Raw genomic sequence first — 21,730 nt, 5'->3', positions numbered from 1 at the left:
CTTAATTTACATTTGGTCTAGCAACTGACGGCGCTTTTGCTCAAATTCATACTCAGAAATCAGTCCTTCCTGACGCAAACGTTCCAACTCTCGCAAGCCTTCAGCAATTGCGCCTACCTGGTTGGTGACGTACTGAGAACTTTTAAGAGCTGATTTACCCATATTGAAATTACGGTCAAAAGCCTCTTCATCTTGAGCTAGGAACCAAACTCCTTCAATGGCGCAAGCAACTTTGGGGATAGGTGTCCAAGAAAGCAGTACGTACAACAGCCCCCACAGTGGTTGTCCCAAATAAAACTTGTGTAATCCTGAAATTGTCAACGTGCCAGAAAAAGCTAGTATTGCGGCGACACTTCTGCTTTTGCGTTGATTAAACATAGTTCTTATAACTTTACTACTCTTGACACTCTCCGTCCGTGCATGAGCGGAGATTCTTGGTTCAATGACTCGCCGTTAGACGACAGGGTTGCCCCAATCGCCCAAGAGGGCAAATCACGCCTGCGCGTAAGTTCCCGTGTGCCCCACGGTACTTAATCCCCATTTCAGGATATTGATGCTGGCATTGATATCTCTGTCTTCTACATACCCACAATGAGTACAAACATGGGTTCTTGTAGATAGAGACTTTTGAACTTTCTTGCCACAATTAGAACAATTCTGGCTGGTGTTGTGGGGAGGTACAGCAATTGTGACCTTCTTGTATTTATGACCAAAATATTCCAACCATGACCGGAAAGTTGACCAGCCAGCATCAGAGATAGATTTAGCTAGATGTCGATTGCGTACCATGCCTTTGACATTTAAGTCTTCATAGGCGACCAAATCATGAGATTGGATGACGGAATATGCTAACTTCTTGCAATACTCTTTTCGTTGCCTACTTACTCTTAAATGCTTGCGGGCATACCTATTTCTAGCTTTGTGGTAGTTGTTGGATTGCCGTTGTTTGTCCTTTTTCCTTTGTCGGCTGAACTTCTTGGATTTTTTCCGATTGGCTCGGTTTAATTGCTTTTCAGATTGGCGGTAGAACTTGGGTGGTTCTTCTACATTGCCTTTGCTATCGGCAATGAAATACTTCAACCCTAAGTCTAAACCTACTACTTGAAGAGTGGGTTGGATTTCAATCCGCAAGTCAACGTCAATAGCAAATTGAGCGTAATATCCATCGGCACGACGTACCAACCGGACACGCTTAATTTGTTTTAGTTGATAGGAATTTAAGTCATAGGTTTCTTTTAACTTAAGAGTTCCAATGCCTTTCTTGTCTAAAAAAGTAATGGCTTTCCGATTGAAAGAAAGTTTCCACCCCGATGTTTTATATTCAACGGAACGGCAATTTTTCTTAAATTTTGGAAACCCTTTTTTCCCTTTAACTTTCTGCTTGCAATTATCGTAAAACCGAGCTATCGCGCTCCAAGCACGTTCGGCGGCAGACTGTCTTGCCATTGAGTTGAGTTCCGAGGCAAAAGGAAATACGTCCGCTAATATAGCGCAATACTTGTTTAAGTCATACTTGCTGACTTTTTTGTTATCCATCCAAAACCTAATGCATTTGTTTTGAACAAACTGACTGGTACGAATAGCATCATCTATTGCACTATATTGCAAGTCTTTCCCTTTAACTTTGAACTCGTAAATTATCATTGGCTCGACCTAACCCACGCCATTTTTATGCTAACACGTTTTACATAAAGTCCCCCTAGAAGGGCGAGGTTTTTCACCCAAATTTCTGATAATAGCAATACAGCTTCACATTTTCTGAATTGCTGTTGAAGCTAACAAAAAGAAATTCTTTTTTAGGTTCGTAGTTGCGCTGTCTAGCCTGCGGCACGCAAGAGCGGCGAACGCATGCACCCCAACTACGAACCATCGTAGATTTTTTGAGTATAATTACTTATCATTTCCTCGATCCATACAAGGATTTATATTGTTATATTTATATCTTAAAAAGCCCAGTGTATATACATAAATTCAAGACTTCTTGTTCTCATATTAAAGATTATGTTAGGTAGCACTGACTGATTACCTAGTCTCTGGAATGAGATGATATAAGAAGCAATTATATAGTATTTTTATTGATGCTCTATTTACTGTGTCACAGACTTTATTACCACCAGAATGGTTAAAACAACTGTCAGATCCCTATGCTGTGCTGGGAATTTCTGTGACTGCTAGCGAACATCAGATTCTCAAACGCTACCACTCATTAGCTAAGCAACTCCATCCCGACCGTTTTATCAGAAGCAACGGTGCGGGTAAAGAATTAGCGAGGGCTGTGTTTACCTGCTTGATCAACCCAGCTTACGAACTCTTAAAACAAACCAATTCTCGTCAGCAGACAGTAGCAAGGCTGCGCTTAGAAGCAAGAGTCCCGCGATTACTGAAAGATTCGTCCTTACAAACTCCCTTAGCGCAAGAACTCATAGAAGTATCAGGGAGCGTGGCAGATATTTTTTACGAGCAGGCGATCGCTTCTCTAGGAGAAGGGCAATATAGATTGCTGACTGAATCTTATCAAATCACTCAGCAGTTAAGCGAACTCAATTTAGTTTATTGTTCTTTGCCTTCAGCTGATGCTCCAGTTCAACAAAACGCTACAGATTTTGTTAAGATTCCTGATGTTAAGTCAGTTGAATTGACAATATATGAAACTAAACCAGTTATGGTAAGCTATGCTCAACGGCACTACCAACGGGGAGTTGAGTATGTCAAACAAGCTAACTGGAAACTAGCCGTACAAGAATTGCGAGATGCCATCCAATTAGAACCGAATAACAGCAATTATCTTGCTTTACTGGGATTCGTATATCTCAAACAGAATCTTCTAGGTATGGCAAAAGTTTATCTACGTCAAGCATTAAGACTTAACCCAAAACAACCACTAGCTTTAAAATATGCTTCATCGCTCAAACTAGAACTGACGACGGCTGCAAATCCCAAATCAATGGCAAAAGCTCTTAGTATTGCTGCTTTACTAGGTTGGTTATCAGCCAAGAAACGTTCTGGGATCGAGCTCGGGTAAAGAGCCAAAAGTCAAGAGTCTAGAGGCAAGAGTTTTTACTATTGACCGTTGACCATTGACTTCGGGCAGGTCAAGTGTTGAAATTGCGGTAGAAAACTGCGATCTAACCGAAGCCTGTTTTTTAGATGAGTTACGTAGATTAGAATAAAGCTAAAATCACAAGTATAAGAGCTACTGGGTGTTATTGCTCGGTGGAGAGTGGGCAAGATGGGATTTTTTGACTCTGAGATGAAGATGGTTATCTCCAAAACAATTTTACAGATGCTGCCTCAAAGGTGCATTAGACCAAAAGGTAAGCAGAAGTTTGAACAAAAATGTTGAGTTCAGTCCCCACCTAAATGGCAAAAAGAGGTGGGTTCTTACTTTACCACCCCTCTCGGTTTTTGTAACACAACCGCACTTTGTGGTTAGTGAAGGGTAGAAAAGCTTAACTTCATTCTCATTCCCTCGAATTTCACTGGTGATAACGGTTTTGAATTGGCAAGCTAAACAAAGAAAGACAAATATTTAATTTCTTCTTAAAAGTCTTTCCCTGCAAGTCAACTTTTTCTAACGCAGAAACAAGGCAACGGCAAGTTCATAAATTGAAATCAAATGAACTTCTTAAGACATTTGATTTAGCAGATGTTGTTGAAAGATTTTTTCAACAATTTTGGTTTTAGTTGTTTATTTCATTGGTGGAAATTATGAATACAAATGAAATTATGAACTCTTTGTGGAGTATATGTGCCATTGGTAGTGGAGTGTTTTGGGTGTTAACATATGTCGCTATTATCTGGCGTGGTTTTAAAGATCGTTCATTTGGAATGCCCATAGTTGCTCTAAGTGCAAATATTTCATGGGAAGCCATTTATTCATTTATTTACATTCCTCCGGGTCAACTTTTACACTTTTCTAGTATTGCATGGTTTTTCTTTGATTTACCAATTGCTTTACAGTGTTTTCTTTATGGAGCAAATGATTTTAAATCCCCAATTATCAAGAAAAACTTTCATGCCATTTTTTTAGCAACGATAGCCATTTGTTTTGCTATCATTTTGGCAATTGTTTACGAATTCAACGATACAAGGGGAGTATACACTGGCTTTGGTCAAAACTTGATAATGTCAATCCTTTTTATTTGTATGCTTATCCGGCGTGATGACCTTTCCGGTCAATCTCTTTACATTGCATTCTTCAAATTTATGGGGACTCTTTTTGCCTTTTTATCATTGTTGTTTGTGTTTCCTGCAGATATTAATACCCCTTTAAGTCTTCAGGCAGCAATAACACAAATTATATCTAGCAATACCTATCCGTTAACCCCTCTAATCAAAATTGTGTATCTGGCTACGTTAATGTTTGATGTTCTTTATATCGTCCTTTTGTATCGCAATTGTAGGGAAAGAAAAATAAATCCTTGGACAAGGTTCTTATTAACTTCCAATCCTGCTTAAGACTACGTATTAGGAGTAGAGTGACTTTGCATTACATAAAGCAGTAAGTCACTACACCTCCTAACCGATTTAACTCAGCAGTAGCAGTTTTCTTCACTCATTCTAATGAAATTTTAAGAGATACCAAGAAAATGAATCAAGTTATAACTGATACAATTACAGTTAAGATTCCATCTGAAACAGCAACACTGAAAAAAGTGATAATGTGTTTCGCCAATCCTATGTCTGTCTTCTCTTTGGTACGATATGGAGCAATCGACAAAGCAGCAATTTATCAATTTTGGTACAATAAAGCTTCCTTATTTTATAACATAGAAAAAGTGCGCCAGCAACAACAAGCGTTTATGGAAGTCATGAAAGCGAATGGAGTTGAAGTGCTATTGGCAGATGAAATACCAGATTGTGCTTCACAACATTACACGCGGGATATAGGTTTTGCAATTGACAACACTTTTTTTTGTGCAAATCCAAGACGCTACTATAGGAAGCGAGAAATGGAAGGATTGCGAAATCTTCTCCCTCTCTTCTCCAAAGTAGTTCACTTAGAAAGTGGAACAATTGAAGGCGGCGATGTGATAGTAGATGAGCAATATATTATTGTTGGTCTTGGTGAAGAAACTGACCAAGAGGGAGTTGATTGTTTGCGAAAGAAACTAAAAGAATTAAAAATAGAGCGCGAAGTCGTCACCTTAGAGTTTACTCATAGGGGAATCATTCATTTGGATACAAAGTTCAACACTCCAGCCAAAGGAATTGGATTGATCCACCCTAAAAGTTTCAAACCAAAAAGTTTGAAATGGCTCGAGAATCATTTTGATTTGATAGAAGCAACAGATGAGGAAGCAGCCAACATTGAAATTAACACTTTTACAATTTCACCTCAAAAAGTCGTTATGCTTGAGCGAAGTAAACGCTTAGCTTCATTACTAGAGTCTAAAGGCATTGAGACTATTTTGGTTGATTATTCGGAAGTAACCAAACTACCTGGCTCATTTCGCTGCACTACTCTACCAATTGAAAGGATTTGACCGAATAATTCGTAATTCGTAATTAGAAAGCCATGAATTACGGATTAATTAATAATAGCGTGACTGTGCCAAAAGACAATTTTTGTACGAATCGCGAAAAACTTGAAATCCTGAAACGAGTTTCAGGGATTGTTAAAAGAAGGAAAAATTTTCGCATTCAGATCCTAATGTGGGGTGAAAAATCAAACAGAACTTTAAGCTGAAAATCTTTCCTGGCAGTACTTTTAACGATTAGTTGAAATTTTTAGCGTACAAAAATTCTTTTTCGGTACAGTCCTGTTGGGAGAACGTCATCGCCCCAAAATTCATCCTACACTGCCACTTCGCGGTCAGATGTGGGATAAATTTTGGTTTTAGCTAAAGCCAAACTTACCTTCTGGCAACGATTAGAAGATTCAGTTGGAAGATACCAACAAAACTACGGCGTAGGCAGCGATTCCCTCTTCTCGTCCGACAGGACCAAGCTTTTCATTGGTAGTTGCTTTAATACTTACTTGCGATGGTTCCAGTTCCAAAACATTTGCAATTTGGGCGCACATCGTCTGAATATGGGGCTTGAGTTTCGGTCGCTCTGCCACCACTACAGAGTCTATATTGCCGATTTGCCACCCCCGATCCCGTACCAAAGCCCGCACCTTAGCCAGCAAATCTAGACTTGATGCACCTGCCCACTGAGGGTCGGTGGGCGGAAAGTAATGACCAATATCTCCCAAGCTTAGGGCTCCCAGCATTGCATCCATAATCGCATGAGTTAGCACATCAGCATCACTGTGACCCAATAATCCAAATTCATGAGAAATTTCTAGCCCTGCTAAAATCAAAGGGCGGTTCACAACTAAGCGGTGTATATCGTAACCGTTGCCAATCCTAATATTCATAAAATTTGTTGAGAAAACTCCTCAAAAGCTTTTGCAATACAGTTCCAAGCTCTGACTCGCAGCTACCACTTCTTGTCTTGCCCATTTGTCTGCTGCAATGATATCATCGAGGGTTGGGGTAGAACAGTTATGAATATGGTAGCGATCGCATGCCCGTTCAATCAAACGCGGAATATCTAAAAACTGAATTCTTTCTTCCAAGAATAAAGCTACAGCCTGCTCGTTTGCAGCATTAAGCACTGCAGGCATGCAGCCTCCAGCTCGACCTGCAGCATACGCCAGCTGCATACAAGGATACTTCTGGTGGTTTGGGGCAAAAAAAGTTAGTTCTCCCACTTTCACCAAATCTAACTGTTGCCAATCAGTATAAATGCGCTCCGGCCAGGATAGAGCGTAGAGTAATGGTAGACGCATATCAGGCCAGCCTAATTGCGCTAGCACTGAAGTGTCTTGCAACTCAATAAGAGAATGGATAATGCTCTGGGGATGTATGACAATTTCGATATGGTCATAGTCAACACCGAAGAGCCAGTGAGCTTCGATAACCTCCAACCCTTTGTTCATAAGAGTGGCTGAATCTACCGTTATTTTGCGACCCATTGACCAGTTTGGGTGTCTCAAAGCATCCTTAACAGTGACTGTTGATAATTTCTCAACTGGCAAAGACCGGAATGCTCCCCCAGAAGCGGTCAATATCAGACGCCGCAGACCCCCACTAGGGACTCCCTGCAAACATTGAAAAATAGCCGAATGTTCTGAATCGGCGGGCAAAATCTTCACTCCATGCTTCTGCACCAAGGGCAAGACAACTGCTCCACCAGCAATCAGGGTTTCCTTATTTGCCAAAGCAATGTCTTTACCTGCTTCAATGGCAGCAATTGTGGGTAGTAGACCCGCACAACCTACAATACCAGTGACCACAACATCGGCGTCAGCGTAGCGGGCAACCTCAATTACCCCAGTTTCCCCCGCTAGTAGAATTGGTTGGGGGTCAAGGTCGGAGATCGCAGCTTGCAACTCGGGCAACTTCTGTGCATCGCCGATTGCTGCGATCTCAGGTCGAAACTCACGGATCTGTTGAGCCAGCAAGTCTACACTTCGCAGAGCTGCTAACCCCACAATCCGAAACTCATTCGGGCACTGGCTAACAATATCGAGAGTTTGGATACCGATAGAGCCTGTTGAGCCAAGGAGAGATATTGCTTTCATAATAATCGAATTCCAAATGCAATAATTGATGCGTATTTCTAACCAAATTTAACCTTTGCTTTTTTTATGAACTGCAACATAATATTATTTTTTAGTTGCAGTTTCATATTTTTTTAGTGTTCCCCTCTGCCTTTAAAAATTCACACCACAACTCCTAATCTTTATCACCTAGCTGCTGTAAGAGAAGGAACTTTTGGTAAGATTTCAGCCAGTAATGCTTCTAGTTTTCTATATAATACATACTGGTTTTCATCATTAATGAGAGTTACATCTGCTATAGCAATTGGCCCTCCTTTTTCAATTCTTTCAATTTCCATGAAATCTCTTTTCTCTGCTTCTGCAATTGTCAAAGGTCTTTCCTGTCTGAAAGTGAGCCGTTCATACCTAAGAGCCTTGGGAGTGAAAATTGCTAAAGTCAGCAATTCATCTTGAAACTCTTTTTTAAGAGTTTTATACTCACTAAAGCTATATAAACCATCAATTACAACTAATTCATTCTCCAATAACGTTGATTTAATAATTGGTAAGGACAATTTGCTACATACATCCATACCATATTTTTGGCGAATTTCTTCCCTGACAATTTGCTCGTTTTGTGGTGTGATAGCCAAACCACGTTTCTCTACTTCTCTGATAATAATTTCCCCGAAACGAATGATAGGAAAGCCATGATTTTTGAAATATTTAGCTACCACACTCTTTCCCGAACCGGGCATACCAACAATCGCAATTACCCTAACCATATGTTCTCCGCCTCAAAAGTGAAAATTTAAAGCTTAGTGCTCAGTTGTCAAAAGATAAAACACGAATACTGGCATTTGTAAATTGCGAAACCCATAGATCTAAATCGGGGTCAGGAATAGCATCTCTCATAGCTTCAAGAACTCGCTGCGCTTCAGCTTGAGATTTTGTTAAAGCAAACACGGTTGGACCAGAACCCGACATGATTCCAGGGCATCCCAAGCGTTGGAATTCCTCTCGCAGTTGCTGCACTTGAGGATATGTTGGCAGTACGACCCGTTCCAAATCATTGTGGAGCAATTGATAAATTTGCTTCTCATTCTGACAGGTGATAGCAGACACTAGTTGTCCTGCGTATGCTTGTTCCTCTCGATCTCCTACTGTAGAAGCATTAGACACATTGGAACACAGGTATTGATGACGGTATGTCTGGTAAGCCCAAGCTGTTGAAACCGAGAGACTGCGGTACTTTGCCAACACTACATAAAAATTATCTACTGCGGGCAAAGGAGTGAGGAATTCGCCCCGTCCTGTTGCCAACATTGTACCACCAGCAATACAGAAGGGGATATCCGATCCGAGTAAAGACCCCAAGTATTGCAATTGTTTTTGGTGCAATCCCAGATTCCACATCAAATTTAGCCCGACTAAAACTGCCGCAGCATTTGTAGAACCCCCAGCGAGCCCCGCTCCAACGGGAATCCGCTTGTGAATTTTAATATCAACACCGCCATATTTGGCAAAAGCGCTCGGAAAGTGCTTTGCCATGAGTGCTGCTGCTTTATAAGCAAGGTTACGATAGTCTTGAGGCACCTCTGGATGGTCGCAATATATGTGGAAAGTATCAGTTCCAATAGGGCGCAGGTCAATGCGATCTGCCAGGTCAATGCTTTGGAGTACCATTAACAGATCGTGGTATCCATCTGGGCGATCGCGAATAATTTCCAAATACAAATTGATTTTTGCTGATGCAATCAAAGAGTAAGAGCGCATAAGTTTGTCTTGTTATAGTTGTGATAACTGTGTTGTTAATGGGTGAAGAGGTCGTGCGGTGGGCAGGTAGAGTATTCACCGCACAAGCTCCTACACAAAATTACTGAGTTACCAAGCCTCTTAGTTGTATCAAATCTAGCTGAATTCCAGAACTCTCCTTAATTTCACACGTCATAGCCGCTTTGATGGCAAAAATCTTTTCAATCACATCAGAAACGACTTTGTCCGGTGTTGAAGCTCCAGAAGTAATTCCTACAACAATTGGGCCTGTCGGTAACCAATCTTCAAGCACTTCTATGTCTTGATGCAACTTTTTGTGTTGAATGCGGTTACCCGGTCCCAAACGCTCTGCACTGTCAATGTGGTAGGAGGGAATCCCGCGAGCGCTAGAAATTTCGGACAAGTGAGTTGTGTTAGAAGAGTTAAATCCACCAACAACTACCATCAGATCCAGCTTTTCTTTTACAAGCTTAAACATCGCATCCTGACGTTCTTGAGTGGCATCGCAGATTGTGTTGAAGCTGAGAAAACGATCGTTGATTTGGGCAGGACCATACTTACGCATGAGAGTGCGCTCAAAAAGCTTACCAATTTGCTCGGTTTCACCCTTTAGCATAGTAGTTTGATTGGCAATACCAACCCTTTCTAAATCTATGTCTGGATCAAACCCAAGAGAATAGGCATGAGCAAATTTGGCTAAAAATTCTTCACGGTCTCCACCATTGAGGATATAATTGCAAACGTACTCAGCTTCTGCCAAATTCAAAACTACCAAATACTTGTTTGCAAATGAATTGGTGGCTATAGTCTCTTCATGGTTGTACTTTCCGTGGATGATTGAAGTATAATTTCGTTTCTTGTGCTTTTCTACGCTATTCCATACTTTGGAAACCCACGGGCAAGTTGTATCCATAATTTTGCAGCCTTTTTTGTTTAATAACTGCATTTCCTGAACGCTGGCTCCAAAAGCGGGCAAAATTACCACATCTTCCCTTGCAACGACAGAAAAATCCTTTTGTTTGTGCTCATTAATCGGGATAAATTCAATTTGCATTTCCCTCAGATTTTGATTAACCGAGGGGTTGTGAATGATTTCGTTGGTAATCCAAATGCGTTCTGTGGGAAACTGCTGACGTGTTTCATAGGCTAGGGCTATTGCCCTCTCCACCCCCCAGCAAAATCCAAATGCTTCTGCCAGCCGAATTGTTACGTTGCCCTGTTTCAATATGTAGCCGTTTTCTCGGATCTGCTGAATTAAACCGCTCTGATACTTAGAATACAGCATTTCCGTCACTTCTGCTTCACGCCCAAATCCTTTGCGATAGTAGCCCTTAGAACTATGAAGTGAGCGTTTAAAGGCTTTTGTATCCATTTATCATTCCCCATGTTATAAGTGCAAGTACAATTGGCTTTTAGCTTTGAAAGAAACAATCAGCTAAGTGACACCTTTGGACTGTCAAACAATATGACAAACGAACTACTGAAATCGCCGTACATATCATCTTCGCTCAACTTTGTCAACCCATCTTTGATAGAATTCTCTAAACTTTAAGACTCCTAGATCGTTCTTGACGTAAGCCACTCCAAAGTTTTGATTTGAGTTGTCATAGATCGGCATATCATCCTTTGTACCAAGTCTGTTTTGTAAACTAAAAACAACATAATGAAATATGTCCAGCCAGAAATTGCCAGTTTTCTTTACCATGACCAAGATGTGCTGGATTGATTTTTTTTCAGCAATCGGAGTCATTCCTACCAACAACTTATACACTTCTTTACTATCTACGAAGGCCGTAACCCTCATTCCTGCAGGCCAACTATCTAACAGTATCGTAAAGTTTTTAGCATTAAACCCAAGCGCCCGAGCAGTTGGATCTAAAGCATGGATTGGGCATTCAACTTTGGCTAAAAACCTGGCTTCTTTTTGAATAGGTGGTTCAATCAGTTCTGCTGGATACTGGTCAGTAAGCAGAGTGAACTTTATGGGATCGGCAACTTTCATATCGTGTACTGTAACAATATGATAGTTGTCAAACCCGTTTTCAATCACGTGTCGCACCGTTGTTTTGGTTAAGTCTGCAAAACGGAAAGGCATATAGTTATGTTTCTCGTCTTCAGCTGCAGGAAACTCGGGCAAAGGGAACATAGGAGTCTCAGAGCCATACCATACCCAAATATAGCCATATCTTTCAACGGTGGGATAGTTAGCCTGACGAGCCTTTGGGGGAATTGTGTCTACTTCTGGTATGAAAACACATTGCCCAGAGCTATCAAAGTGCCAGTGATGGAAAGGACATTGAATACAACCGTTTACCACTTTACCAATCGCCAGACTAGCACCCATGTGTGAACAATAACGCTGCATGATTGCTGGGTAACCCCTTTGATCTCGCCAGGCAACTAAAGGCAGACCAAATAACTCTATCGCTTTTGGCTTGTTACCCAAAGCTTTAGAGGGCATAGCAACGTACCAACTGGCAGGAAAATTTATTACCCCTCTATCGACTTCCATTTCCAGTTGAGCTAACTCTGGTTTTTTGACTATTTCAAATTTGGTGTTCATTTGTTCCCTTTGGATACTTCATCTCATGTATTGTGTTCTAAAACTTTTTAAAAAATGTCCCACATTACGGCGGAAAAATTTTTTCCATACCACATTTAATTACTTCTCTGGCTAGCTACTTCCTACTTGGATGACTTGTGGGACATTTAGATGCTAAGGGGATTTTGTAGATTTTATCCTGCTTATCCCGCTATTTATGCTACCTGTTTGGCATTAAAAAAGTTAGCGAACGCACAACGCAAACTTTCTGTCAAGTATGCCTAGTAAGTTCGATCTGTGATGAAATCAGCTATTGCTATTAAAGGGATAGCTCTCTCCCCAAAAGGAGCCAGTTCAGCCTTTGCTGCTTCAACTAATTTTTTTGCCTTGTTTCTGGATTCTTCAATACCCCATAAACTGGGATAAGTTGCTTTCTGCGCCTTTTCATCTTTGCCAACAGTTTTACCTAAATCTTCCTTAGTTGCAGTAATGTCAAGCACATCATCAACTATTTGAAAGGCTAGACCAATATTGCGAGCATAACTAGAAAGCCGTTGCAAAACTTCATCATTGCCTCCCGCTAAAAGCGCTCCTGAGGTAACTGAAGCATTTAACAAAGTCCCGGTTTTGTGATAATGAATAAAATTGATGGTTTCTACATTAATATTCTGCGATCCCTCAGATTCAAGATCGGCAACTTGACCACCGACTAAACCCGTTGCTGCAATCGCATGGCCTAACTTGGCAACTATTTGCAACAACCTCTCAGCCGGAACTTTTTCTGTCTTTTTCACAATAAACTCAAAAGCATAGGCTAAAAGCGCATCACCTGCCAAAATAGCAATTTCTTCGCCATAAACCTTATGGTTCGTCAGCTTACCTCTCCGATAGTCATCGTTATCCATTGCAGGCAGGTCATCATGAATGAGAGACATGGTGTGAATCATTTCCAGGGCACAGGCAGTAGGCATAGCCATCTCTACTGTGCCTCCACATAACTCACAACTGGCGAGACAGAGAATTGGGCGTAAGCGTTTTCCCCCAGCCAGCAGGGAATACCGCATCGACTCATAGATTTTTTCTGGATAAACCACAGAAATCGAGCGATCGAGCGCTGCTTCAACTAGGGCTTTCCGTTCTGATAAATAGCTTGACAAGTCAAAGACAGTTTCTGTAAAACTGGTGTTAGCCTTAACCAAATGTAATGGTTGCTTCCAGGTGTTTACCACTTTGGTTTCACAAGCGAATTTTTGGCGCTCTTCTTGTTCGGAATGCTGAAATGACGGTTCAAAGACTTTAGTACTCATTTAACACTTGCCCTTAAGATTATAATGTTTATGTGTCATTAAAAAAGCTGGCTTATAGGAACTCTCAAGCAATCTGACTTAAGGATCGACCCAACGCCCATCTGCCTTAATCAGGTTAATCAACTCTTCGACACCTTGAGACTCAGGCACTTTTTTGATTTCTTCTTTGCCGCGATACAAAGAGATATAACCGGGCTGCTTACCAACATAACCGTAATCAGCATCTGCCATTTCTCCTGGTCCGTTAACAATGCACCCCATGACGGCAATATCTAAACCAGTAAGGTGCTTGGTTGCTTCCCGCACTTTATGCAGCACTTCTTCTAAATTAAACAAAGTACGACCGCAGGAAGGGCAAGCAACATACTCCACCATCGTTTTCCTTAAACCCAGTGCTTGCAGAATGCTGTAGCACACGGGAATTTCTTTTTCTGGTGCTTCCGTAAGCGATACCCGAATCGTATCCCCAATTCCTTCTGCAAGGAGTGTGGCAATCCCGGCTGTGGACTTGATACGTCCGTATTCGCCATCACCGGCTTCAGTTACACCTAAGTGTAGGGGATAATCCATACCCAGCTCATCCATGCGCTGTGCCATTAAGCGATAGGCAGCTAGCATCACTGGCACCCGTGACGCCTTGAGAGAGATGACTAGGTTGCGGAAGTCTAAAGATTCACAAATACGTATGAATTCTAGAGCAGATTCTACCATACCCTCTGGAGTATCGCCATATGTAAAAAGCATCCGCTCGGCAAGAGAACCGTGGTTAACACCAATCCGCATTGCTTTGCCCTGATCTCGCAGAGAAACCACGAGGGGTTCGAGGGTTTCACGAATTTTTTTACCAATTTCGTCAAACTCGGCTTGGGTGTAGTGGGTTCTGTCGGGTTTTGGCTTTTCAAATACATACAAACCCGGATTAATCCGCACGCTATCAACGTGCTTTGCCACTTCCAAAGCAATTTTCAAACCATTATGATGCACATCAGCCACCAGTGGCACGGGCAAGTAAGTTTCGGCTAATTTCTGTTTAATTTCAGCCAATGCTTTTGCATGAGCCAGACTGGGAACGGTAACACGGACAATTTCACAGCCAACTTTGTGAAGGCGAATAATAGCAGCGACTGAGGCTTCTACATCCAAAGTGTCCTCATTAATCATGGATTGTACCACTACAGGATAACCACCGCCAATAGTGGCATGACCAACACGAACAGGACGGGTTTTACGACGTTGGATAGTGGTATCAGTGGAAAACTGATAAGAAGGGACATTCAAAGTGTTGTTCGTATCGTGAGTAGCAGGAGATGGAATAGTATACATAGGTTATTGCCCTTGTGTATCAAAGTTTAGTTTTAAGGAACATGCAAAAAACAAGAAAGAATATTTGCCTCTCAGAAAATTTGAACTTGTTGCTTTATTAGAATTCACCAAACAAAGGGGTAAAAAGGATTAAGAAAAGTGCCCCTGAATGCGATCGCATTGCAGAAAGAAAAATTTGCGCTCGGAATACTTTAAGTGAACCAAAATTCTCTAAGTGGCAATCAAGAGGGGATTGTTTCCTGCTCCCCTTCTACCCCTACCTTTTGAAAACAGGATGATTAAGCGACAAGCCTTGTTTGCAATGGAAAGGTAAAAGCGCCTTGTATTTGCTCGGCAATTTGCGGACCTGTTAAGCCTAATTGTGCCTTAGATTCCTCCGGAGTTGCGTGTTCAACCAATTCATCGGGCACTCCAATCCGCTTTACTGGCACCAATACGCCACGATCTGACAATGCTTCTGTAACAGCCGCTCCAAAGCCCCCTATTAAGCAGCCCTCTTCTAAGGTAACGACACGACCAATTTGCTTGGCTAGAGGCACAATCAAATCAGTATCCAGAGGCTTAGCAAAACGGGCATTTATCACAGTTGCTTCAATGCCGTACTCGCTCAAAATCTCAGCTGCTTGCAAAGCTGGGTAAACCATTGAGCCAAAACCAATCATCAGGACGTCGTAACCGTACCGCAGGATTTCGCCTTTCCCAATAGGCAGAGGTTCCCACCCTTCTTCCATCAAGGGAACACCGTAGCCATTACCTCGCGGATACCGCATGGCGATTGGCCCATCTGTGTGTTTTATGCCAGTGACAAGCATTTGCTGAAGTTCTGCTTCATCTTTAGGAGCCATCAAAACCATGTTGGGAAGACAACGCAGATATGCTATGTCGTACATTCCCTGATGGGTGGGACCATCAGCACCGACGATTCCAGCTCTATCCAGACAGAAGAAGACAGGCAAGTTTTGAATGCAGACATCATGAGCGATCTGGTCATAAGCACGTTGCAAGAAGGTGGAATAGATGGTAGCAACAGGTCGCATACCTTCACAAGCAAGTCCGGCAGCAAGGGTAACGGCATGTTGTTCGGCGATGCCTGGCTGGCAGTGCCTACCCTACTACCGTGTCTGATGTTGGGTTTCGTTCCTCAACCCAACCTACGTAAATAATACGTAAATAAAAATTTATTCTATTGATAGGAAGTTTAGATGGTTTATGAAAAGACAATTTGGCTGCTAATGGCTTATTGCTTTCCGGCTGGGTAAGGTAGGCAATTAGCTATTAGCAGCCATGAGGTAACCTTTACAATTCAAAGAGATTTGCCCTTGCTGCATCTGTATTTCCTTTAAGCGGAAGATTTAAGACAGACTGGGTACTTGGGAACCTGTTTTATTTGCAGCTAATTTAGTCTGAGTTGATACAGTAGCTTTTGCTTTGGGAGCCGTAATCAAAGACAGTAGCTTGGGAAAAGCGATGCAGGCTACTGTATTGATAAGTGTTAGGAGTAAACCATCCATTAAGCTCATCGGTCATCTCTCCTTTTTGTTAGTGACGCATAATTTCTTATTGTGAAGCACAATTGCTCTGCATGAGGCAAAATAATAATTTGAATTTCTTTTGGTCTCTATAAGACTAATTTAATATAAGTATTTTTGAATATAACCATAGAAAGAATCTAGTCTAATTTCAGTATGAAGTAGGTTGCTAAATTCTTGAAATACCCCTATTTAAAATGGAGAGTTATTCCTTATTATTTCTGAGGTAGGGCTCTGCCCCACTATCCTCGGACTTCTGAACTTGCAAGATGTCAGGTTCTGCATTTCGCTAGCCGATCGCTGTTAAAAACACACTTTATGTTACAAAACATTATATATCTTTACTTTGCTTGTTCTTTAAATTTCTTAAAATAACTATAAAAAATTCAATATATTATATCTTTTAAATCTATAACCTGTTTGCAATAGACAGAAGTGAATGTGTCCCTAAAAGTAGGCAACTTAAGGCAAGTATCGGAATATGCTGTAAGTACTACAAATTTGTTATGGGTGATGTGCTATGTCAAAAAAATACGATAACTCTTGTTTCCTATCTAACATTACTGAGAAAGAACGTCAGGAATTAAAGGCTGTAGCAGATTATTTCAACGTAGAATCAATACCAGAAATTTGGCCCTTAGCAGCAAAGCAATTTGGTGATATTGTTGCCCTCCGCAATCCCCACGCTAAACCAGAACAAGTGTTTACTTACACTCAACTATCACAACAAATCCAACGTTTTGCATCTGGGTTGCAAGCGTTGGGGGTGAAAGCAGGCGATCGCGTGTCCCTAATAGCAGATAATTGTCCTCAGTGGTTAATTGCAGACCAAGGTATCATGGCTGCTGGGGCTGTAAATGCAGTGCGTAGTTCCCAGGCAGAACGGGAAGAAATTGTATACATTTTGACCAATAGTGGTAGTATAGCCCTAGTTGCCGAAGATGTCAAAACATTCAATAAACTCCGAGACCGAATTCAGGATTTGCCAATTCAACTGGTCGTTTTACTTACAGAGGAAACACCACCAACAGACACAAACCTGAAAATACTTAACTTTTCCCAATTGATGGAAATTGGGTCAAAGCACACCCTGACGCCAACAAAGCAAACTAGGGAAACTCTGGCGACTTTAATTTACACCTCAGGAACTACAGGTAAACCCAAAGGGGTGATGCTGACTCACGGTAATTTGCTACATCAAGTTTTAGTGCTGAGGTCAGTCGTGCAACCACAACCGGGAGACAGTGTACTGAGCATTTTACCTACTTGGCACAGTTACGAACGCAGTGGTGAGTACTTTTTACTTTCTCAAGGTTGCACTCAAGTTTATACAAACCTCCGGTCTGTCAAAGGGGATTTAAAAAAATTTCAACCCCGCTACATGATAGGCGTACCTCGGTTGTGGGAATCAATTTATGAAGCGGTGCAAAAACAGTTTCGCGAACAACCAGAGAACAAGCAACGCCTGATTAAGTTCTTTTTTGGAATGAGCGAGAAATATATTAAAGCACGGCGAATTGCCCGAGGGCTGGATTTGGAAAATTTGAACCCCTCCATATTTGAGCAACTAGCAGCTAACGCCCAAGCAATAGCCTTGTTTCCCCTTCATGCATTGGGTGAACGTATCGTTTATTCCAAAGTCCGGGAAGCAACGGGAGGTCATGTCAAGCAGATGATTAGCGGCGGTGGTGCGCTTCCGAAGCATATTGATGACTTTTTTGAGATTATCGGTGTGGAAATTTTGGTAGGTTATGGCTTGACGGAAACTGCTCCTGTCACCCATGCGCGTCGTCCCTGGAGTAATTTACGCGGTTCTGCTGGGTTGCCAATACCGGGAACAGAAGCAAAAATAGTCGATCCAGAAACTCGCAAGCCATTACCTAGAGGTGCAAGAGGGTTGGTGATGTTGCGGGGACCACAAGTGATGGAAGGGTATTACCAAAATCCCGAAGCCACTGCAAAGGCAATTGACGCTGAAGGTTGGTTTGATAGTGGGGATTTGGGGTGGATAACACCACAAAATGACTTGGTACTCACCGGACGGGCAAAAGATACTATTGTATTAACAAATGGAGAAAATATCGAGCCGCAACCGATAGAAGATGCGTGCTTGCGATCGCCCTACATAGATCAGATTATGCTGGTTGGGCAAGACCAACGCAGTCTCGGCGCGTTGATTGTGCCAAATTTGGAAGCCCTGGAAAAGTGGGCTAACCTTGAGAATCTGCATCTACGTTTACCGAATGAACTCGCCAAGGAAAACAGTACAACTCAAAATTCTGTATCTAAGACGGAAGTAAATCTAGAGAGTAAAATAGTTCAGGATTTATTTCGGCGAGAATTGAATCGGGAAGTGCAAAACCGTCCTGGCTATAGACCAGATGACCGCATTGGTCCATTCAAGCTGATTCTAGAGCCGTTTTCTATTGAAAATGGCATGATGACGCAAACACTAAAAACTAAGCGACACGTCGTGATGGAACGCTATCGCGATATTATTAACGGGATGTTTGCCTGATAATTCCAACTAAAAATGACAGAGTGAACGTGCAACATTTATGGATGTCTCCAAACCTCAATTGCTTCTAAAACGCGTTATTAACGTAAAAGCCATCGTGACTCCCCTTTGGAAAGACGAGGTTCAGCAGCAACTGCAAACTCAAATCAATCAAATTGACCAGCAGTTGCAACAGTTGGACGTTCAAGGACAAAGGGCAGTCGCAGAAATTCAAAAGCAGAGTCTACAACCCCCAGGTCCCCAGACACTGCAACAAATTGATAATATCCAAGGTCAGGTCAACCAAAAGAAGAGCGAGCTGCTAGAGCAGAAAAATCAAAGCCTGCAAAATCTCCAGCAAGTGCAATTTTTAGAACTGGACCAGGAAGTCAACCAATTCCAAATGGAAGGTTTTTTCCGTGTGGAACCTGGTGATAACCTGATTAGCAAATTGCAAGTGGAAATCGTGTTACGTGACGGCATTGTCGAAGAAATTCGCGGTGATATTTAAATTTGTCTGCTGTCCTTTGTCCTTTGTTTTACAGACAATGACAAATGACTACTGACAGTTTTGCTTCGAGGGTTGTTTGTGGCTACTCCCAGGAATGCATTTTTCCTGGGAACCAGCCCAAACGATTTGCCAGACACGGGGTGAACTTACAAAAAGCGATCGCCCGAAGGTAGTCAGTTCAACGCGGTACTTCATAGTCTTGACCGAAGCACTACCTTGACTTGTTTGGGCGATCGTCACTAGTGCTTGGTTGGGTTGAGGGTAAGAAACTTCTACCTTTCTAAGTCCTCTGCGTAACTCAGTGTCCCCTTCCAAGACATTGAGAGCGAGGTCTGCGGGGTCACTACCTTGCAGGGGAGAAGCGATGCTGTCCAACGGTATTGATTGATACTTGGCTCGTTCGGGGTTTGCTAGCATCTCCTCTTGGGGGTTCGCTGTAAAAAACAGCTGTGGTTGCCCATTGTTCATCTGAGGAGCCGCTGCTGATGGCTGACGTTGGGTCATATAAATTCCAGTAGCAGCAGTGGCAAAGATACTAGTAAGCACAATTAACAACAATTTCAACTTTGCCGACATAAAAGTTAAAGGTGGATACAAACAAGCGATCGGTCAATCTTGAATTTTAGATTGAGGTGCCACGATCCTTCGTCTAGCTACTGAAGTGGATCTTCAGATTTTGACTCTTCAGTGATAAGAAATACAAATTAATAGACATAATGGTCTTAATATAGTTCCTCACGTCCGAGGTCAAGATACAATTCGATCTGGCAATAGCTGTAATAAGTATTCAACAATAAGTATCAACTCGCCAAACCTCACTATGAGCATTTACGAAGTATTCATGCCGGCGCTTAGTTCCACGATGACCGAGGGAAAAATCGTCTCTTGGGTAAAATCACCAGGTGATAAAGTGGAAAAAGGCGAAACAGTGGTGGTTGTCGAGTCAGATAAGGCTGATATGGATGTAGAATCCTTTTATGAAGGATATCTGGCACATATCATAGTGCAAGCTGGTGATGCTGCTCCCGTAGGGGCGGCAATTGCCTTGTTAGCAGAAACCGAAGCTGAAATCGAAACTGTCATTGCTCAAGCTCAAGCCTCTGGCACCCAAAGCAAGGAAACAGTCACTGCGAGCATTTCTAGCAACCAAACAGCAGATGTAACCACAGTTGCAGCATCCACAACTGAATATCAAAATGGTAGCCCTTCCCGTCAGAATGGGCGGATTGTCGTCTCACCTCGCGCTCGTAAATTAGCGAAGGAACTGAAAGTTGATTTGAGCAATATTTCTGGCAGTGGTCCCCACGGTCGCATTGTGGCTGAGGATGTGGAAGCAGCTGCTGGAAAATCCAGTAAACAACCTACCACAGTTACCCCTGTAGTAGCGACTCCATCAGTACCAGCACCCACCCCAGTTACACCAGCACCAACAAGAACCGCACCAACACCAGCGCCTGTGCCAGTTGTGGCTGCGGTTCCGGGTCAGATAACTCCTTTGACCACTTTGCAAAAAGCTGTGGTGCGGAATATGGAAGCCAGCCTTTCCGTGCCGGTGTTCCGCGTTGGTTATACAATCACCACTGATGCACTCGACAAGCTATACAAACAAATTAAGTCTAAAGGCGTAACGATGACAGCCCTACTGGCAAAAGCTGTGGCTGTGACATTACAAAAACACCCACTACTTAATGCTAGCTACTCGGAACAGGGCATTGTAAACCACTCTAGCATTAACATCGCTGTGGCAGTTGCTATGGGTGATGGAGGATTGATTACACCAGTGTTGCAAAATGCAGACATGGTAGATATTTATTCTCTATCGCGCAATTGGAAATCTTTGGTAGAGCGTGCCAGAGCAAAACAATTGCAACCCGAGGAGTACAACACCGGCACCTTTACTGTATCTAACTTGGGGATGTTTGGTGTAGACAAATTTGACGCGATTTTGCCCCCCGGACAAGGTTCAATTCTGGCAATTGGGGCATCTCGTCCGCAAGTAGTCGCCACATCTGAAGGTCTGTTTGGTGTCAAACAACAAATGCAGGTGAACATTACCTGTGACCACCGGATTATCTACGGCGCTCATGCTGCTGCATTCTTGCAAGAATTGTCACAGTTGATTGAGACGAAACCTGACTCTTTGGTACTGTAGTCAAAAGTAGAGACGTGAATATTCACGTCTCTAATTACATGAGATGGTCGTATTACCACAAGAGTGTTATAAACCTAACCCAAAACCTAACCCCCCTGCCCCTTTCCCTACAAGGGAAGGGGGAGAAATCAAAGCCTCTCTCCTTTTAGTAAATAAACAGCTCTGGCGAGACATGGAAAAACTGTCCTAGTATCTTTGCTTGAGCTTTGCTTATTCCTCTTTTCCCATTAACAACTTCTGACACAACTCCTTTAGAACCAAGAATTCCAACTAAGTCAGATTGTTTGATTTCTCGTGCTTCCATCAAATGCTGAAGAATTTCATAAGGAGATGTCTCTCCCATTGGATAATTTTTGTTTTCATACTCCTCAATTAGAGTAACCAAAAGCTGTAATATAGCAGTTTGTTCTGGAGAGCGATTTTTCCAACTCATTAACTTTTCAGTTGCTTCCAAAGCAAACTCATATTCTTCTTCTGATGTGATTACCTTAGGTTGAAACTCAGCCAAGAGCTTTCCGTAAGTATCTTTGTCAAAAGTCAGAGCCATAATTATCAACACGCC

At 42.2% G+C, this 21,730-nt stretch carries 18 protein-coding genes and 2 pseudogenes; 6 read left to right on the top strand and 14 right to left on the bottom strand.

Annotated elements, in window-relative coordinates; translation table 11 throughout:
- Positions 1-6: 6 nt before the first annotated feature.
- Together ACYRY3_RS18170 and ACYRY3_RS18165 are read right to left on the bottom strand one after the other, a co-directional pair.
- Positions 7-378, bottom strand: a complete 372-nt coding sequence (locus tag ACYRY3_RS18170) for an NINE protein (RefSeq protein ID WP_460203010.1) — start codon at positions 376-378, stop codon at positions 7-9.
- 5 nt (positions 379-383) lie between these two features.
- A pseudogene (locus ACYRY3_RS18165) lies at positions 384-1,644 on the bottom strand (RNA-guided endonuclease InsQ/TnpB family protein).
- 448 nt (positions 1,645-2,092) lie between these two features.
- On the opposite strand from ACYRY3_RS18165, the gene ACYRY3_RS18160 reads away from it, so the two are divergent.
- From ACYRY3_RS18160 to ACYRY3_RS18150, 3 genes are all read left to right on the top strand, one after another.
- Positions 2,093-3,022, top strand: a complete 930-nt coding sequence (locus tag ACYRY3_RS18160; protein ID WP_460203009.1) for a J domain-containing protein — start codon at positions 2,093-2,095, stop codon at positions 3,020-3,022.
- 686 nt (positions 3,023-3,708) lie between these two features.
- Positions 3,709-4,458: a transmembrane-type terpene cyclase gene (locus tag ACYRY3_RS18155; protein WP_460203008.1), complete on the top strand. Its 750-nt coding sequence runs from the start codon at positions 3,709-3,711 to the stop codon at positions 4,456-4,458.
- Positions 4,459-4,589: 131 nt separating this feature from the next.
- Positions 4,590-5,486, top strand: a complete 897-nt coding sequence (locus ACYRY3_RS18150) for a dimethylarginine dimethylaminohydrolase family protein (RefSeq protein WP_460203007.1) — start codon at positions 4,590-4,592, stop codon at positions 5,484-5,486.
- A 395-nt stretch (positions 5,487-5,881) separates the two neighbouring features.
- Here the strand turns inward: ACYRY3_RS18150 and ispF are convergent, their stop codons facing one another.
- The 10 genes and pseudogenes from ispF to ACYRY3_RS18100 form a co-directional block, all read right to left on the bottom strand.
- Positions 5,882-6,364 carry a 2-C-methyl-D-erythritol 2,4-cyclodiphosphate synthase gene (ispF, locus tag ACYRY3_RS18145; RefSeq protein WP_460203006.1) on the bottom strand — a complete coding sequence of 161 codons (483 nt, stop codon included), beginning with the start codon at positions 6,362-6,364 and terminating at the stop codon, positions 5,882-5,884.
- 21 nt (positions 6,365-6,385) lie between these two features.
- Entirely contained in the window at positions 6,386-7,573 is a 1,188-nt protein-coding gene (gene dxr / locus ACYRY3_RS18140) for a 1-deoxy-D-xylulose-5-phosphate reductoisomerase (protein WP_460203005.1), read from the bottom strand.
- 164 nt (positions 7,574-7,737) lie between these two features.
- Positions 7,738-8,316: an AAA family ATPase gene (locus ACYRY3_RS18135; protein WP_460203004.1), complete on the bottom strand. Its 579-nt coding sequence runs from the start codon at positions 8,314-8,316 to the stop codon at positions 7,738-7,740.
- Between the two features lie 40 nt (positions 8,317-8,356).
- Complete coding sequence (gene ispE, locus ACYRY3_RS18130) at positions 8,357-9,307, bottom strand: 4-(cytidine 5'-diphospho)-2-C-methyl-D-erythritol kinase (protein ID WP_460203003.1); 951 nt, start codon at positions 9,305-9,307, stop codon at positions 8,357-8,359.
- 100 nt (positions 9,308-9,407) lie between these two features.
- Positions 9,408-10,679, bottom strand: coding sequence for a 4-hydroxy-3-methylbut-2-enyl diphosphate reductase (locus ACYRY3_RS18125; RefSeq protein ID WP_460203002.1), 1,272 nt, complete (start codon positions 10,677-10,679; stop codon positions 9,408-9,410).
- A 126-nt stretch (positions 10,680-10,805) separates the two neighbouring features.
- Positions 10,806-11,870, bottom strand: a complete 1,065-nt coding sequence (locus ACYRY3_RS18120) for a Rieske 2Fe-2S domain-containing protein (RefSeq protein WP_460203001.1) — start codon at positions 11,868-11,870, stop codon at positions 10,806-10,808.
- Positions 11,871-12,130: 260 nt separating this feature from the next.
- Positions 12,131-13,156 carry a geranylgeranyl diphosphate synthase CrtE gene (gene crtE, locus ACYRY3_RS18115; protein WP_460203000.1) on the bottom strand — a complete coding sequence of 342 codons (1,026 nt, stop codon included), beginning with the start codon at positions 13,154-13,156 and terminating at the stop codon, positions 12,131-12,133.
- A 78-nt stretch (positions 13,157-13,234) separates the two neighbouring features.
- Positions 13,235-14,479: a (E)-4-hydroxy-3-methylbut-2-enyl-diphosphate synthase gene (gene ispG, locus ACYRY3_RS18110; protein ID WP_460202999.1), complete on the bottom strand. Its 1,245-nt coding sequence runs from the start codon at positions 14,477-14,479 to the stop codon at positions 13,235-13,237.
- Between the two features lie 278 nt (positions 14,480-14,757).
- Positions 14,758-15,573: pseudogene (locus ACYRY3_RS18105) on the bottom strand (transketolase C-terminal domain-containing protein); the annotation flags it as partial.
- A 258-nt stretch (positions 15,574-15,831) separates the two neighbouring features.
- Positions 15,832-15,999, bottom strand: a complete 168-nt coding sequence (locus ACYRY3_RS18100; protein ID WP_460202998.1) for a hypothetical protein — start codon at positions 15,997-15,999, stop codon at positions 15,832-15,834.
- 529 nt (positions 16,000-16,528) lie between these two features.
- Here ACYRY3_RS18100 and ACYRY3_RS18095 point away from each other — a divergent pair.
- Positions 16,529-18,526: an AMP-dependent synthetase/ligase gene (locus tag ACYRY3_RS18095; protein WP_460202997.1), complete on the top strand. Its 1,998-nt coding sequence runs from the start codon at positions 16,529-16,531 to the stop codon at positions 18,524-18,526.
- A 40-nt stretch (positions 18,527-18,566) separates the two neighbouring features.
- On the top strand, positions 18,567-19,016 hold the full coding sequence (locus tag ACYRY3_RS18090) for a YlqD family protein (protein WP_460202996.1): 450 nt from the start codon (positions 18,567-18,569) through the stop codon (positions 19,014-19,016).
- A gap of 48 nt (positions 19,017-19,064) precedes the next feature.
- Here ACYRY3_RS18090 and ACYRY3_RS18085 read toward each other — a convergent pair whose 3' ends face one another.
- Positions 19,065-19,592 (bottom strand): hypothetical protein, encoded by a 528-nt coding sequence (locus ACYRY3_RS18085; protein WP_460202995.1) that lies wholly within the window; start codon positions 19,590-19,592, stop codon positions 19,065-19,067.
- A gap of 244 nt (positions 19,593-19,836) precedes the next feature.
- Between ACYRY3_RS18085 and ACYRY3_RS18080 the strand changes: the two genes are divergently transcribed.
- A complete protein-coding gene (locus ACYRY3_RS18080; protein WP_460202994.1) occupies positions 19,837-21,168 on the top strand; it encodes a dihydrolipoamide acetyltransferase family protein in 1,332 nt (443 codons plus the stop codon).
- Between the two features lie 145 nt (positions 21,169-21,313).
- Here ACYRY3_RS18080 and ACYRY3_RS18075 read toward each other — a convergent pair whose 3' ends face one another.
- Positions 21,314-21,715 (bottom strand): helix-turn-helix domain-containing protein, encoded by a 402-nt coding sequence (locus ACYRY3_RS18075; RefSeq protein WP_460202993.1) that lies wholly within the window; start codon positions 21,713-21,715, stop codon positions 21,314-21,316.
- Positions 21,716-21,730: the final 15 nt, after the last annotated feature.

The sequence above is a fragment of the Scytonema sp. NUACC21 genome, from assembly GCF_054684315.1.
The sequence above is the reverse complement of the archived record's forward strand: the minus strand, read 5'-3'. Positions and strand labels throughout refer to the sequence as shown.